The following is a 14,561-nucleotide window of genomic DNA, read 5'->3' on the forward strand; positions in this document are numbered from 1 at the left end:
TCATGAACTCCCGTCAGCGCCGCGGCGTGATACTCCTGATCCTCTCGGTCCTGTGCGCTCTCGGCGCGTTCGCCGGTGTGCTCTCCGTCGTCGACGACGTCCAGTCCAAGGTCGGGCCCGAGGTCAGCGCCTATCGGGTCAGGTCCGACGTGCAGCCGTACACCGCGCTGAACACGGGCCAGTTCGAGAAGATCAAGATGCCCAAGCGGTGGCTGTCCGGCAACGCCGTCACCGACCTCCGGCAGATCCAGGGCAAGATCGCCGTCACTACCCTGCGCGCCGGCTCCCTGCTGCAGACCGACATGATCGTCGACCAGCCCGCCCTCCAGCCCGGTCAGCAGGAGGTCGCCATCATGATCGACGCGGCGACCGGTGTCGCCGGCAAGATCACCCCGGGGTCGCGGGTCAACGTGTACGCCACCTTCGAGGGAAAGAAGGAGGGCGACCCGGACCAGTCGAAGATCATCGTCACCAACGCCCGGGTCCTCGACGTCGGCCAGATCACCGCCCTCGACCCCGACCGCGACAAGAACCAGCAGCCCACCGAGGCCGTCCCCATCACCTTCGCGCTGTCCACCCTCGACGCCCAGCGGATCACCTACGCCGAGTCCTTCGCCCAGCGGGTCCGGCTCGCACTGGTGGCACCCGGCAGCGAGACCAGCGTCCCGGACAAGGACCGCACCTACGAACTCGCGACGGACAAGTGAGAGGCGGCCCGCATGCCCACCAGGATCCTCCCGGCCGGCGCGGACCCGGACGCCGTCCGCTCCCTCACCACGCTGCTCAGCCAGCTCCCCGACGCCGAACCGCAGCCGCCCGTCGGTGACTCCACCCAGCTGGTCGACACCCTCGCCCGCCTCGCCGCCGAGTCGGTGGACGAACTGCCCGAGGTCGTCGTCGTACATGAGCGGATCGGCCCGGTTCCGGCCCTGGAGCTGATCCGTGAGGTCGCCCTGCGCTTCCCGGCCGTCGGCGTCATCCTCGTCACCACCGACGCGAGCCCCGGCCTGTTCGCCGCCGCGATGGATTCCGGAGCCCGCGGCCTGGTCGCGCTCCCGCTGTCGTACGAGGAACTCGCCAGCCGCGTCCAGGCCGTCGCCCAGTGGTCCACCGGCGTACGACGCCATCTCGGCCACGGCGCCGACGTGTTCGGCGGGGCCGGCGGCACGGTCGTCACGGTCAGCGGCGCCAAGGGAGGCGTCGGCACGACCCTGGCCGCGATCCAGCTCGCGCTCGCCGCCCAGGCCTCCGGCTGGTCCACCGCCCTGGTCGACCTCGACCTGCAGACCGGCGACATCGCCTCCTACCTGGACGTCCAGTTCCGCCGCTCGGTCGTGGACCTCGCCGCCATCAGCGACATCTCCCCGCGCGTCCTCGCCGACGCCGTCTTCCGCCACGACACCGGCCTCGCCCTGCTCCTCGCCCCCGGCGAGGGCGAGCGCGGCGAGGAGGTCACCGACCGGGCCGCCCGCCAGATCGTGAGCGCCCTGCGCTCCCGGTACGAGGTCGTCGTGGTGGACTGCGGGGCCCAGCTCGGCGCGGCGAACGCGGCCGCGGTGGAGTCGGCCGACACCGCCCTGCTGGTGACCACCCCGGACGTGGTCGCCGTACGCGCCGCCAAGCGGACCGTGCGCATGTGGGACCGGCTGCAGATCCGCAAGGCCGAGGAGACGACTGTCGTCGTCAACCGGCACACCCGGAGTACGGAGATCCAGCCCGCGCTGGTGCAGCGGATCACTGGTACGGCGGTGGCGCGTACCGCCGTGCCCGCCAACTTCAAGGAGCTGCAGGGGGTCGTGGACGCGGGGCGCCTGCACGAACTCGACGGCAGAAGCACGGTGAAACAGGCCCTGTGGGCCCTCGCCGGCGAGCTGGGCCTGGCGAAGGCACCCGAGGGGTCCCATCGCGGGAGCGGCCGGGGGGCGGTCGGCTTCCGGCGGCGGAAGGAGTGAGGCGTGCGCAGACGGCCGGGAGGGGACCGGGGACAGGTCAGCATCGAGTTCCTCGGGATGACTCCGCTGATCATCCTGACGCTGGTGCTCATGTGGCAGTGCGTGCTCGTGGGGTACGCGTACACGCTCGCGGGGAATGCTGCGGACGAGGGCGTACGGGCGGGGACGGCGGCGCCTCGGGGCGAGCGGTTCGGCGCGTGTGAGCAAGCCGCGCTGAAGCATCTGTCGGGGGCGTGGCGAGGGGGTGCCAGGGTGGAGCAGTGCGGGGGGACCGGTTACGTGACGGCCGACGTGGCGCTGAAGGTCCCCGTCCTCTTCCCCGGCTCGATCGACTTCCCCGTCACGGTGCACGGACACGCCGGTGCCGTGGAGGAGGTGAAGCGCTGAGATGCCTCCGGTATCCGGGATGTCGCGCCGTCGCCGCCGCGATGCGGGGCAGGTCGCCATCGAGTACCTCGGGTTCGTTCCGGTCCTGCTGATCGTCGGGCTGGCCGGCATCCAGATCGGGGCCGTCGCCTACGCCGCCGAGCAGGCCGGTACGGCGGCCCGGGCGGGAGCGCGGGCCGCGTCGCTGCGGCAGGACGCGCAGCAGGCGTGTGCCGAGGCGGTCAGCGGCGGGATCACGGTGCGCTGCTCGTCCGCCGAAGGGGGCGACTCGGTCACCGTCACCGCCACCGTCCACATCCCCCAGGTCGTCTGGGACTTCGGCGACGCCCACAAGACCGCCACCATGCCGCTCGACCACTGAACGAGGAGTTGCCGACCCATGAGTCTGCGGGCACGCATCAACTCCCCCGAGGAGCAAGGCAGCCGGGGCGAGGACGGGCACCTGGTCGCCTCCTACCGGGCCAAGCTGCTGGAGGAGATCGACCTCGCCGAGATGGGCTCGCTGGCCGCCGCCGAGCGCAGGGCGCGGCTGGAACGGGTGCTCGGGCACATCATCAGCCGCGAGGGCCCGGTGCTGTCGACGGTCGAACGCTCCCAGCTGATCCGCCGGGTGGTGGACGAGGCCCTCGGCCTCGGCATCCTGGAGCCGCTGCTGGAGGACGCGTCGATCACCGAGATCATGGTGAACGGGCCGGACGCGATCTTCGTGGAGCGCGGCGGCCGGGTCGAGCAGCTGCCGCTCCGCTTCGCCTCGGCGGACCAGCTGATGCAGACCATCGAGCGGATCGTGTCCACGGTCAACCGCCGGGTCGACGAGTCGAACCCGATGGTGGACGCCCGCCTCCCCTCCGGCGAGCGCGTCAACGTCATCATCCCGCCGCTGTCGCTGACCGGCCCCACCCTCACCATCCGCCGCTTCCCGCGCTCCTTCACCCTGCAGGAGCTGATCGGCTTCGGCTCACTCGACGAGCACATGGTGTACCTGCTGGCGGGGCTGGTGCAGGCGAAGTTCAACATCATCGTCTCCGGGGCGACCGGCACCGGCAAGACGACCCTGCTCAACGCACTCTCCGGACTGATCCCGGCACACGAGCGCATCATCACCATCGAGGACTCGGCCGAACTCCAGCTCCAGCAGACCCATGTGGTCCGGCTGGAGTCACGGCCGCCGAACGTCGAGGGCAAGGGGCAGGTCACCATCCGTGACCTGGTCCGCAACTCGCTGCGCATGCGGCCCGACCGGATCGTCGTCGGTGAGGTCCGCGGCGGCGAGTCCCTCGACATGCTCCAGGCCATGTCCACCGGCCACGACGGCTCCCTCGCCACGGTCCACGCCAACAGCGCCGAGGACGCGCTCACCCGGCTGCAGACCCTCGCCTCCATGTCCGACGTCGAGGTCCCCTTCGTGGCCCTGCACGACCAGATCAACAGCGCCGTCGACGTCCTCGTCCAGCTCACCCGGTTCGCCGACGGCGCCCGCCGCATCACCGAGATCGCCCTGCTCGACAGCCACGGCGGCGAGCCGTACCGGCTGGCGTCGGTGGCCCGCTTCCACGCCCGGCCCATGACGCCCGACGGCCGGGTGTACGGCGCCTTCGAGTACTTCCCGCTGCCACGCCGTACCGCCGACCGGCTCTTCATGGCGGGCCAGCCCATCCCGCAGGCCTTCGGTGTCGCCCACTCCGCGGACCAGCTCGCCACCCGAGAAGCCAGGTAGGACCATGGAACTCCACACCCTCGTCCAGCTCACCACCGGTGTCGCGCTGCTGACCTGCGTCCTGGCCGTCGTCGGAGTGCACACCTACGCGGCCGGCCGGGCCCAGCGCGCCGAGCTGGTGCAGCGGTTGTCGTCCACCGGTCAGGCACCGGCGACCGGCCGCAGGCGCCGCTTCCGCAACCTCGACCGCCGTCTGCGCCGTACGGCACTGGGCCGCAAGCTGGAGCTGCGGCTGGCGGCCACCGGTCTGGACGTCACCCCGGGCGAGTTCTTCGCCTACATGCTCGCCGCGGTCGCCGCGCTCTGGCTGATCGGCCAGGCCACCCTGGCCCCCTTCTTCGGCCCGCTCGCCGGTCTGCTCGGCATCTGGGCGGCGGTCCAGTTCCTCAACTGGCAGCGTCAGAAACGCATCGAGCGCTTCATCAACCAACTCCCCGAACTGGCCCGCATCCTGGCCAACGCCACCCAGGCCGGCCTCGCCCTGCGCACCGCGATCGGCATGGCCGCCGAGGAGCTGGAGGCGCCGGCCGGCGAGGAACTCACCAAGGTGTCCAGCCAGTTGGCGATCGGCCACTCCCTGGACGACGCCCTCGGTGAACTGGCCGAACGTCTCCCCTCCCGCGAGCTGGTCGTGCTCGTGACGACGCTGGTCCTCTCCAACCGTGCGGGTGGTCAGGTGGTCTCGGCCCTCCGGAACCTGACCGAGACGCTGGAGGAACGCAAGGAGACCCGGCGCGAGATCCGCACCCAGCTCTCCCAGGTGACCATGACGTCGTACGCCGTCCCCGTCCTCGGCGTCGGCGCCCTGTTCCTGATGAACGGGGTCAAGGACGGTGCCCTGGAGCGGATGACCGGCTCACCGGTCGGCCAGGCCTGCGTGATCATCGCCTTCGCGATGTATGCCGTCGGCTTCGTCCTCATCCGCCGTATGAGCCGGATCGACGTGTGAGGGGCCTGATCTGATGGGATTCCTGTTCGCACTCCTCATGGGTCTCGGTGTCTGGGGCGTCTTCGCCGGCATCCGGATGTACCGCGCGGACGCCCGACTTCCCGGTGACCTGGCGCTCGCCCTGGAGGTCGGCGCCACTCGCACCGGCGCGGTGGGCTCCGTCATCGACCGCATGGGCATGCGCTACGCCCCGGCGGTGCTGCGCCTGATGGGCCCCCGCCTGGTCGCCAAGTACCGTCGCAAGATCGACCTGGCGGGCAACCCCGGCGGCCTGACCATCGACCGCTACGCCGCCCGCCGCGCGGTGTACGGCGCCCTCGGCGCCGTCGGCTTCCTGGTGTTCCTGCTGCGGGGCCAGTGGTTCGTGGCCCTCCTCCTGCTGCTCTTCGGCGCGTTCTGGACGGAGGTCGGCATCTGGTCGGCGATCCGCGTCCGCAAGGACGTGATCGAACGGACGCTGCCGGACTTCCTGGACGTGCTGGCGGTGGTGGTCAGCGCCGGACTGGGCTTCCGCCAGGCCCTGGACCGGGTGGCGTCACGCTACGAGGGCCCATGGGCGGACGAACTCCGCATCACGCTGCGCCAGATGGACCTCGGCATGAGCCGCCGCCAGGCCTTCGCGGAACTGCGCCGCCGCAACGACTCGGAGCAGGTGGCCATGTTCGTCACCGCGCTCCAGCAGGGCGAGGAACTGGGCGCCCCGATCGTCGACACGCTCGTCTCCCTCGCCAAGGACATGCGCCGCACGGACGCCCAGAACGCCCGCCGCAAGGCCGCCCGTGCGGTCCCGAAGGCCACGTTGATGATCACCACGTTCATGGTCCCGGCGACGATGCTCCTGCTGGGCGCGGGCCTGCTGCTGGGCTCCGGCGTGGACTTCGGCTCGCTCACGGGGAAGTGAGCGGCGGGTGACGACGATGGGAGCGACAGGGCGGCCGGGCAGGCGCCCGACCCTCCGGGGGCTGGGGAGGGGGCGGCGGGCGTGGTTCGAGCGCGGCCGCCCGAAAGGGCCGTCGGCACTGTCCCGCGTGTCCTGGGCATCCCGGAGGTCCCGGACGTCGGGCGCGGAGGCTCCCGTACCCGAACCCTCCGAGAAGATCCAGGTACGGGCCCTGCAGGCGATGTGCCGCCAGGTCTTCGGATTCCGGCTGGCGATGATCGTCGTGGCCGCCCCCGCGGCCCTGCTCAACGCGGCCCCGGGCCTGGGCGTCCGGCTGGTCGGGGCGGCCGTGGTCGTCACCTTCATGGTGTCGTACGTCCTCTTCCGCGACTGGGAGCGCTTCGGCCCCCTCCTCCTGCGCCACCCCAGCCTGCTCGCGGCCGACACCCTGATCGGGTCCCTCCTCCTGATCTCGGCGGGCCCGGACACCACCCTCGCCTACGTCAGCGTGTGCACCCCGCTGCTGGCGGGCCTGGTCTACAGCTGGCGGGGCGCGGCCTGCTTCGCCTCCCTGCAGTCGCTGATCCTGCTCCTGGTCCACGCCACCCTGAAGTCCGACGGCCGGACAGCCGTGGCCGAGTCCCTCCTCCTGCCCGGTCTGTGCGTCATCGCCGGTGCGATGGGCTCGACCCTGCGCAACCTGATGCTCCGCTTCGGTGCGGCCACCCTGGCCCTCACGGCGGTCCAGGCCCGCCTGGCGGCGACGGAGGCGGTGCACGCGGAACGGGCCCGGCTGGCCCGCGAGATGCACGACTCGGTGGCCAAGACCCTGTACGGCGTAGCCCTGGCGGCCGACGGCCTGGCGACGACGGCGTCGGCGGAGGCCCCCGACCCGGCCCGCATCCGGCAGCAGGCGGACCTGGTGTCCCGCTCGGCACGCAGGGCGGCGGCGGAGTCGAGGGAACTGCTGGAGGACCTGCGTCGGGAGGAGACGCCGGCTGCGGCGAGGCCGACGGACCTGTGGACGGAACTGAGCGTACGCACGGCGGACTTCACGACCCGTACGGGCACACCGGTGTCCTGCCGGCAGCTGAACGGAATCCCCGTTCCCCCCGTCCCCCCGCCCGTTGCCCGCGATCTCCTCGCCATCGCCACGGAGGCGCTGGAGAACATCCATCGCCACGCGTCGGCGACCCGGGTGGACCTGACCGTGGGGGTCGACGGTGACCTGCTCCGCCTGACGATCCACGACGACGGGAGCGGCCTGCCCCCCGGCACCACCCTCGAACAGCTGCGCCACTCGGGCCACTTCGGGCTGCTGGGCATGGTCGAGCGCGCGGCCTCGGCAGGGGCTCGGATCCGTATCGGGCGGGGGGAGCACGAACGGGGTACGGAGGTTCGGGTGGAACTGCCGCTGCGCGTCCTCGCCGTCGATCTTTCATCCCGGGAAACCTGAGAGGAGGCACCCGATGCAGCACCGGAACCCGCCGGGCCCGGCCTTCCCGGCACCCACTGCCACGGCCCCCCTGCGCCTCGTGGTGGCCGACGACAACCCCGTGATCCGCGCCGGCCTCACCGTCCTTCTCTCCGACCGCGAGGACACCACGGTGGTGGCGGAGGCGGCGGACGGCCGCGAGGCGTACGAGGCGGCACTGCGACACCGCCCCGACGTGATCCTCCTCGACGTCCGCATGCCCGGCGTCGACGGAATCTCGGCGTTGCCCCACCTGGTCCGGCTGGCTCCCGTCATGATGCTCACCTACAGCCACGAGACGGAGACCGTGCAGGAGGCTTTGCGGCTGGGGGCGGGGGGATATCTGGTGCACGGGGAGTTCACGGCGGAGCAGCTGGTGAGGGCGGTGCGGGATGTGCGGGAGGGGCGGCCGCACGTGACACCGGGGGCGGCGAAGGCGTTACTGACTCATCTTCAGGCAAGTGCACCTGCACACGCGGAACCTGAACTCTCAACTCTTCTCGGCCAGATTCCACCTCAAAAGCTTTCGCACATGCAATCCGATGTGGGACAGTCATTTCGGTCGCGGTTCCAGCTGAGTGCCAGGGAGGCGGAGATCATGGACCTCATCGCGTCCGGCATGACCAACCAGCAGATCGCCGCGACCTGCTTCATCAGCGAGAAGACGGTCAAGAACCACATCAACCGCATCTTCGCCAAGCTCCACAGCACGAGCCGGTCGCAGGCGGCCGCGAAGTGGTTGGGGGTGGCGTGAGGTGGATTGGGTCCGGGGTTGGGTCCGAGGACCCTCTCGCGGGTGCTGTGTCCCCGCATACGTTTTCCGGATCGGAGGCGAGCCCGAAGGGGACCACCATGAGCAACTGGTTCAACACCACCGTCGCGTATCTGCAGGCCCGAGTTGCTCGCAGCGACAAGGGGCAGACCGCGGTGGAGTACCTCGGCATCATCGCGGTGGTCGTGGCGATCGTGCTGGCGATCACGGGTACGAGCATCGGTCAGACGATCTTCGATGCGATCAGGAACAAGATCGCCGAAGTCACCGGCGGCTGATTCCTCCACGCCGCGACGCAGGGCAGGCCTTCCCCATCTACATCACGGTGGTGGCAGGCCTGCTCTTTCTTGCGTTGGCCTACCTCGCCGTCGGCCAGGCCGCGGTCAACCGGGGCGGTGCCCAGACCGCCGCTGATGCTGCTGCGCTCGCCGCCGCGCAGAACCGGCGCGACCAACTCACGGCGAAATGGGTGGAGGACATCCTCGACCCGACCAAGTGGCAGGACGACTTCGACGGCAAGGTGCCGCTCGGACCGTCGTGCTGGCGCGCCGATCAACTCGCGGCGCAGAACGACGCCCAGGCCCAGTGCGACTCGCCGGAGCCACTCACCTTCACGGTCACGGCCAGGACCGACAAGTCCGTCGGAAAATCCGTCGTTCCCGGGTCCGAGAACTTCCACTCGACGGCGTCCGCCCGAGCCGTGATCGAACCCCTCTGCAAGTTCGAACTCCCCGGCGAGGACGCGGGGCACAACGCGCTGCCCCAACTCACTTGCAAGGACCGGGACTGGGATCTGAACCCGGACGACCTCACCGACCTCCCGGGGCCCGAGGATCTTTTCGACGTCCACCTGGCTGACTGACGTAAAGAAGGAAGCAGAGTCATGAGCATTCGGGTCACAGGGAAGGCCACCAGGGGGATGGTCGCGCTGACTGTCGTGGCTGGTCTGGCCCTCGGCGTGGCCGGCTGCGGTGGCGGCGGTGGCGATGACGCCAAGAAGCCGGACCACACGGCGTCCGCCTCCGCGTCCGGTGGAGGGAACCCGAGTACCCAAGAGGGGCAGTCGGACAGTCCGTTGGCCGAACTGAAGGGCTCGGACGGCCTGCTTCTCCAGATCACCTCCGTGCAACGTGATTCCGGTGGCTTCGTCACGGTGAACGGCACCATGAAGAACGACGGGGGCAAGGAGCTGCTCATCCCGTCCGCCCTCAGCGGCAATGAAACAGAGATCACCAAGAACGGCCCGTCCCTGGGCGGAGCCACCCTCGTCGACTCCAAGGGCAAGAAGCGCTACTACGTACTGCGCGACACAGAGGGCCGTCCGCTCACGACAACCGGGCTGGGATCGCTCAAGGGGGGTCAGTCGCTGCAAGTCTTCATGCAGTTCCCTTCCCCGCCGGCGGACACCACCGAGGTGACCCTGCAACTGCCCACCTTCTCCTCCGCCACCATCAAGATCTCCGGGTGAGGCTGAAGTGACCAGCACTCGTCTCGCCCTCGTCCTGACTGCCACCTTTCTCCTCGCCGCCACCCCGGCACACGCCGATGACACGGACCCGAGCCAGCCCCCGGACACCGAACCCTCCGCCACCGCCCCCGTGAAGATCGACCCCACCGACCCCGACCTCAAGCTCCCCGAGGGGGCCACCCTCGCTCAGCCCAAGGTGCTGGACATCAAGTCGGTCGTGGAAGATCAGAGCGGGGACGAGCGCCGTGAGGACACCAACGCGGACGTGACGTTCGCCCTCCAGGCTGAGGTGCTGTTCAGCAAGGACAGCGCCAAGCTCGGCGGGGAGGCCAAGGCCCGCATCGCGACGATCGCCGAGGAGATCAAGAAGCAGAACGCGACCCAGGTCCGCGTCTTCGGCTTCACCGACAACCTCGGTTCCTCGGCCCACGGCGACATCCTGTCCAAGCAGCGCGCCAACGCCGTGCAGGCGGTCCTGGACCAGGACCTGAACAGCCCGGACATCACCTTCGACGTGCGCGGCTACGGCGAGCAGTACCCGATCGCCGACAACTCGACGGAGGAGGGCCGGAAGAAGAACCGACGGGTGGAGGTCTCCTTCCCGCGCACGCAGCAGTGAGCCGCCTACTCACCCACCTCGTAGTCGAACCAGATCCGATGGGTGCCGTCCGCGTCGATCGCCATGCCCCCGGCCCCTCGGATCCCGGCCAGCGCCCCCGTCCCGCTCCCCGGCACGATCACGAAGAACTCGGACTCGCGGCCTTCCCCCAGGGTCGTCGCCGAGTGGGCGAAGTTGAAGGAACCGGCCGAGCCGTGGAGGGATCCCTCGAAGGACTCCATGGCGACGTAGGTACCGGTGGCCGTGGCCTGGTCGTACGCGGCGGTGAACAGCGTGGCCGACACCCCGCCGACCTCACCCTCGTACTGCTTGCGCATCGTGGCCACCCCGACGGGCACCGCCGTCTCGACCACCGGCCCGGCGACCTGAGCCGGGGTGAACTCCGCAACCTTGAACGTCCCAGATGCTCGCATGCCCGGATGCTATGCCGCCCCACTGACAACGGCCCCGACCACTGACAACGGCCACGTGCGGACGACCGGCCGTCAGGACACACCGTCCTCCGCCTCGACGTCGACCACCGTCCCCACCGTCAGCCCCCATCCGGCCATCGCCCCCGCCTCCGCCTCCAGCACATGCCGCGCCCGCAGCCTCGGTCTGCCGAGTCGGCCGGGCTTCATGGTGCGTACGGCGATGACCCGCAGTCGGCGATCGAGATGGGCGACGTCGATCGCCATCCGCATCCGGAAGGTGTGCACCCCGCTGCCCGGCGACAGCAGCATCGCCCCGTCGACCGAGTCCCGGCCCAGCAGCCCCTTCGTCCGGGCGCGGTACGAGGCCGCGATCTCCAGGGGGAGTGGGATCGAGGTTCCGTCCGTCCGCCGCACGACCAGCTTGCCCCGCCCGTCCCGCCATCGCCGCCCCATGCCCGGCCCCCTCCGCCCGCCCTCACCCGGTCGAGGCGACCGTACCGCTCACCACCCACCGGTGACCCGCCGCGCGCGTGATCGCGTTTGCGTGCCCCCGGTCGATGGCTAGGAAAGCCCCATGACTGGAATCGGTGCGGTATTCCGACCCCAACTTCCCCCCGAGCGGCTCCGCGCGGTGGCCCGCCTCGCGGACGCCACAGGGCTCGAAGAACTCTGGTTGTGGGAGGACTGTTTCCGGGAGGGCGGGATCTCCACGGCCGCCGCCGCTCTCGCCTGGACCGAGCGGGTGCGGGTGAGCGTAGGGCTGCTGCCCGTGCCGCTCAGGAACGTGGCCGTCACCGCCATGGAGGCCGCGTCACTGGAGCGCATGTTCCCGGGCCGGGCCGTCCTGACCGTGGGACACGGTGTGCAGGACTGGATGGGGCAGGTCGGCGCGCGGGCCGCCTCGCCCCTCACCCTGCTGGGTGAGCATCTCGACGCCCTGCGCGCCCTGTTGCGCGGGGAGCGGCTCAGCGTGAGCGGACGGTACGTCCGGCTGGACGACGTCGGCCTCGACTGGCCGCCGGAGCAGCCGGTCGACGTGCTGGCCGGCGCCACCGGAGTCCGTACGCTCCACCTCTCCGGCGCCAAGGCCGACGGCACCCTGCTCACCGCCTCCACCTCGCCGGAGGGCGTGCGGGAGGCCCGGCGGATCATCGACGAGGGGCGGCGGGAGGCGGGGCGTACGGAGCCGCACCGGGTCGTCGTCTATCTGCTGGCCGCCACCGGAGCCGACGCCGCAGCCCGGCTGCGTGCCGAACTCGCCGCCGAGGGGCTGGAGTCGGTCCCCGAACTCGGGGTCGCGGGGGACGCGGGTGCCGTGGCCAAGGCGGTGCAGCGGCTGGCCGAGGCCGGTGCCGACACCGTCGTCCTGCAGCCGACGGGGGACGAGCCCGACCCGGAGGGCTTCGTGCGCTTCGTCGCGGAGGAGGTCCGGCCCCTGGTGCCGTAGCGGAGGCCGCGTAGGGCGCGGGGCGTTGTCAGTGGCGGCTGCCACACTGCCACGCATGACCGGCGAACACAGCGATGTGCGGCTGCGGGACGTGACGGACGGCGACCTCCACGTCTTCCACGCCTACGAGCAGGACCCGGAAGCCGTCCGGCGGTCGAGGTTCACCCCCCGGCCGCGGGACGCCTTCCTCGGACACTGGCGGGAGCGCGTGCTCGGCGATCCCGACTGCCTCGTGCGGACGGTCACCGTCGACGGCGAGGTGGCCGGGCACATCGTCTCTTGGACGGTGGACGGGCAGCGGTACGTCGGCTACTGGCTGGGGCGGCCGTACTGGGCCCGTGGTGCCGGCACCCGCGCCCTCGGTCTCTTCCTGGAACTGGAGCGGGTGCGACCCCTGTACGCCGACCCGTTCTCCGGCAACACCGCCTCCGTCCGCCTGCTGGAGAAGCACGGCTTCGCACGCGTCGGCACGGCCCGGCACGGGGAGGACGAGCACGTTCTGCTGGTGCTCGGCGGCCGCGCCCCCGAGGAACGCGGGTGACGGCCCCGACGCCCGGCCACGGGCGTCGGGGCACTCCCGGTTCCTAGGCCCCGGTGACCGGGCGGTGGTCGCCCGTCGCCCCGTCGATCAGCTCGCGCAGGATGTCCATGTGGCCGGCGTGCCGGGCCGTCTCCTCGATCATGTGGACGAGGGTCCAGCGCAGGGAGACGGTGACGTCGCGCCAGGCGGGGCGGCCCGGAGCGTCCAGGGGCAGCTCGGTGATGGTGCGGTCGGCGGCGGCGCGGGCGCGGCCGTAGAAGGCGACGATCTGCTCCGTCGTCTCACCGGGCGCCACGCTCATGTCCTCGTCCTTGTACGGGTCGAACCACAGGGGTTCCCCCTCATGCCCGAACGTCTCCACGAGCCAGCCGTACTCCACCGACGCCAGATGCTTGACCAGGCCGAGCAGGGTCGTCCCGGTCGGTGTCATCGGCCGGCGCAGCTGCTCGTCGTCCAGGCCGCTCAGCTTCCAGAGCACGGCGTCCCGGTGCCGGTTCAGGCTCGCGTGCAGGATGTCCTTCTCACCGGCGGTGTGGCCGGCTGCAGAGGTCGTCATGTCCGCGGAAATTAGCAGGCCCGACCGACAACGCCCTGCGACCATGGCGTTCATGACAGAGAACCGCTCCTTTGAACGGCTGGTGGCCGAGGGCGTCGCCGTGCCCACCGAGGGATGGGACTTCTCGTGGTTCGAGGGGCGGGCCACCGAGGCGCGGCCGTCCTGGGGGTACGCGCCGTCGGCGGGGGAGCGGCTGGCCCGGGCCGAAGCCGCGCTGGACATCCAGACCGGGGGCGGTGAGGTGCTCGACTTCGCCCTGGGCCGGGTGGGTGAGGCCGGGCCGGTGCTCGTCGCGGCCACGGAGGGCTGGCCGCCGAACGTCGCCAAGGCCACCGCCCTGCTGCGGCCGCGCGGTGTCGTGGTCGTCGCCGCACCGGACGACGTGCCGCTGCCGTTCGCCGACGAGGCCTTCGACCTGGTGCTCAGCCGGCACCCGGTGCGGCCGGACTGGGCGGAGATCGCCCGGGTGCTGCGGCCCGGCGGTACGTACTTCGCCCAGCACGTCGGGCCCAGCAGTGTGTTCGAGCTGGTCGAGTACTTCCTCGGGCGTCAGCCGGACGAGGTGCGCGGCGGCCGTGATCCCGAGCGGGAGCGGACGGACGCGGAGGCGGCGGGGCTGGAGGTCGTGGACCTGCGGGCGGAGCGGCTGCGGATGGAGTTCCATGACATCGCCGCCGTCGTGCACTTCCTGCGCAAGGTCGTCTGGATGGTCCCCGGCTTCACCGTCGAGCCGTACGAGCCCCAACTGCGCTCCCTGCACGAGCGGATCGAGAAGGAGGGGCCGTTCGTGGCGCACAGCTCCCGCCAACTCTTCGACGTCCGGAAGCCGACCCTCTGACGAACCGGACCAATCGGGCATTTCGCCGTTCAGTTCACTCGCAGTTCTCTCACGGTTTCCACATCGTTATCGGCGGCGGTTCACATCCGTCCCAGCCGTCACGTAAGTTCAGACCAAGGTAATTCGCGTGAGCAAAGCTGCGCGGGCGGCACCGCGCAGTGGAGGGGGCTGCGCGGTGCTGCGATACCGCGCCGAACGCGTACCGGAACCGTCAAGTCACCGTTCGCTGCCCGGGTAGCCCGTCGGAGGGACCCTCGGACAACTCGCCGAACCATCCCCAAGGCGCCCCAAAACCTCTTGATCACTCCATATGGGCCCCGATCCCCTGCGATTCCGCTGTGAATCGGCCATGAAATGCCCCTGAATCCATCGTTCCGCGTGCACCGGGGCGTCGTCGGGCGATTTCGGAGCGTAGTTGTATCGCGTCGATGCACACACCATCCCTTACGAAGGGTTATGGTGGAAACCCCCCCTCGGGCCGGTCCGTCTCCCCCCCACGGACCGGCCCGTTTTTTCTTGGGGAACTCCCGGAACTTCGGAACAAGGGA

19 protein-coding genes are annotated in these 14,561 nt (G+C 70.7%); 16 read left to right on the forward strand and 3 right to left on the reverse strand.

The annotated features are described in order from the left end of the window. The first annotated feature begins 2 nt into the window (after window positions 1–2). The 13 genes from cpaB (at window position 3) to ACIRVH_RS09985 (ending at window position 10,218) form a co-directional block, all read left to right on the forward strand. The gene (gene cpaB / locus ACIRVH_RS09925) at window positions 3–707 is read left to right on the forward strand and encodes a Flp pilus assembly protein CpaB (protein WP_403950316.1); all 705 of its coding nucleotides are present in this window, start codon (window positions 3–5) and stop codon (window positions 705–707) included. A gap of 12 nt (window positions 708–719) precedes the next feature. Next, window positions 720–1,952, forward strand: coding sequence for a CpaE family protein (locus tag ACIRVH_RS09930; RefSeq protein ID WP_403950320.1), 1,233 nt, complete (start codon window positions 720–722; stop codon window positions 1,950–1,952). A 3-nt stretch (window positions 1,953–1,955) separates the two neighbouring features. Beyond that, the gene (locus tag ACIRVH_RS09935) at window positions 1,956–2,339 is read left to right on the forward strand and encodes a TadE family protein (protein WP_403950322.1); all 384 of its coding nucleotides are present in this window, start codon (window positions 1,956–1,958) and stop codon (window positions 2,337–2,339) included. Window position 2,340: 1 nt separating this feature from the next. Next, entirely contained in the window at window positions 2,341–2,700 is a 360-nt protein-coding gene (locus ACIRVH_RS09940; protein WP_403950324.1) for a TadE/TadG family type IV pilus assembly protein, read from the forward strand. 18 nt (window positions 2,701–2,718) lie between these two features. Continuing rightward, window positions 2,719–4,056 carry a CpaF family protein gene (locus ACIRVH_RS09945; RefSeq protein ID WP_403950327.1) on the forward strand — a complete coding sequence of 446 codons (1,338 nt, stop codon included), beginning with the start codon at window positions 2,719–2,721 and terminating at the stop codon, window positions 4,054–4,056. Between the two features lie 4 nt (window positions 4,057–4,060). After that, on the forward strand, window positions 4,061–5,005 hold the full coding sequence (locus ACIRVH_RS09950) for a type II secretion system F family protein (RefSeq protein ID WP_403950330.1): 945 nt from the start codon (window positions 4,061–4,063) through the stop codon (window positions 5,003–5,005). A 13-nt stretch (window positions 5,006–5,018) separates the two neighbouring features. Further along, the gene (locus tag ACIRVH_RS09955) at window positions 5,019–5,906 is read left to right on the forward strand and encodes a DUF5936 domain-containing protein (protein WP_403950332.1); all 888 of its coding nucleotides are present in this window, start codon (window positions 5,019–5,021) and stop codon (window positions 5,904–5,906) included. A 7-nt stretch (window positions 5,907–5,913) separates the two neighbouring features. Continuing rightward, a complete protein-coding gene (locus ACIRVH_RS09960; RefSeq protein ID WP_403950333.1) occupies window positions 5,914–7,341 on the forward strand; it encodes a sensor histidine kinase in 1,428 nt (475 codons plus the stop codon). A 13-nt stretch (window positions 7,342–7,354) separates the two neighbouring features. After that, window positions 7,355–8,113, forward strand: a complete 759-nt coding sequence (locus ACIRVH_RS09965) for a response regulator (RefSeq protein ID WP_403950335.1) — start codon at window positions 7,355–7,357, stop codon at window positions 8,111–8,113. Between the two features lie 98 nt (window positions 8,114–8,211). Continuing rightward, window positions 8,212–8,409, forward strand: coding sequence for a hypothetical protein (locus ACIRVH_RS09970; RefSeq protein ID WP_336111947.1), 198 nt, complete (start codon window positions 8,212–8,214; stop codon window positions 8,407–8,409). Further along, window positions 8,409–8,993 carry a pilus assembly protein TadG-related protein gene (locus tag ACIRVH_RS09975; protein WP_403950973.1) on the forward strand — a complete coding sequence of 195 codons (585 nt, stop codon included), beginning with the start codon at window positions 8,409–8,411 and terminating at the stop codon, window positions 8,991–8,993. Before ACIRVH_RS09970 ends, ACIRVH_RS09975 begins: the two co-directional genes overlap by 1 nt. A 21-nt stretch (window positions 8,994–9,014) precedes the next feature. Next, complete coding sequence (locus tag ACIRVH_RS09980) at window positions 9,015–9,599, forward strand: hypothetical protein (protein WP_403950338.1); 585 nt, start codon at window positions 9,015–9,017, stop codon at window positions 9,597–9,599. 7 nt (window positions 9,600–9,606) lie between these two features. Next, window positions 9,607–10,218 (forward strand): OmpA family protein, encoded by a 612-nt coding sequence (locus ACIRVH_RS09985; protein WP_403950340.1) that lies wholly within the window; start codon window positions 9,607–9,609, stop codon window positions 10,216–10,218. 5 nt (window positions 10,219–10,223) lie between these two features. Here ACIRVH_RS09985 and ACIRVH_RS09990 read toward each other — a convergent pair whose 3' ends face one another. Together ACIRVH_RS09990 and ACIRVH_RS09995 are read right to left on the reverse strand one after the other, a co-directional pair. After that, window positions 10,224–10,631, reverse strand: a complete 408-nt coding sequence (locus ACIRVH_RS09990) for a DUF3224 domain-containing protein (RefSeq protein WP_403950342.1) — start codon at window positions 10,629–10,631, stop codon at window positions 10,224–10,226. 72 nt (window positions 10,632–10,703) lie between these two features. Next, window positions 10,704–11,084, reverse strand: a complete 381-nt coding sequence (locus tag ACIRVH_RS09995) for a DUF192 domain-containing protein (protein WP_403950344.1) — start codon at window positions 11,082–11,084, stop codon at window positions 10,704–10,706. Window positions 11,085–11,205: 121 nt separating this feature from the next. Here ACIRVH_RS09995 and ACIRVH_RS10000 point away from each other — a divergent pair, with 121 nt between their 5' ends. After that, window positions 11,206–12,078, forward strand: a complete 873-nt coding sequence (locus ACIRVH_RS10000; RefSeq protein ID WP_403950346.1) for an LLM class flavin-dependent oxidoreductase — start codon at window positions 11,206–11,208, stop codon at window positions 12,076–12,078. A 55-nt stretch (window positions 12,079–12,133) separates the two neighbouring features. Continuing rightward, the gene (locus ACIRVH_RS10005; RefSeq protein WP_403950347.1) at window positions 12,134–12,619 is read left to right on the forward strand and encodes a GNAT family N-acetyltransferase; all 486 of its coding nucleotides are present in this window, start codon (window positions 12,134–12,136) and stop codon (window positions 12,617–12,619) included. 43 nt (window positions 12,620–12,662) lie between these two features. On the opposite strand, the gene ACIRVH_RS10010 is transcribed toward ACIRVH_RS10005, so the two are convergent. Beyond that, a complete protein-coding gene (locus ACIRVH_RS10010) occupies window positions 12,663–13,175 on the reverse strand; it encodes a DinB family protein (protein ID WP_403950349.1) in 513 nt (170 codons plus the stop codon). A gap of 52 nt (window positions 13,176–13,227) precedes the next feature. Between ACIRVH_RS10010 and ACIRVH_RS10015 the strand changes: the two genes are divergently transcribed. Continuing rightward, window positions 13,228–14,013 carry a class I SAM-dependent methyltransferase gene (locus tag ACIRVH_RS10015; RefSeq protein ID WP_403950352.1) on the forward strand — a complete coding sequence of 262 codons (786 nt, stop codon included), beginning with the start codon at window positions 13,228–13,230 and terminating at the stop codon, window positions 14,011–14,013. Window positions 14,014–14,561 lie beyond the last annotated feature (548 nt).

Origin of the sequence: Streptomyces sp. NPDC101165, from assembly GCF_044768135.1 — a bacterium.
GTDB lineage: Bacteria > Actinomycetota > Actinomycetes > Streptomycetales > Streptomycetaceae > Streptomyces.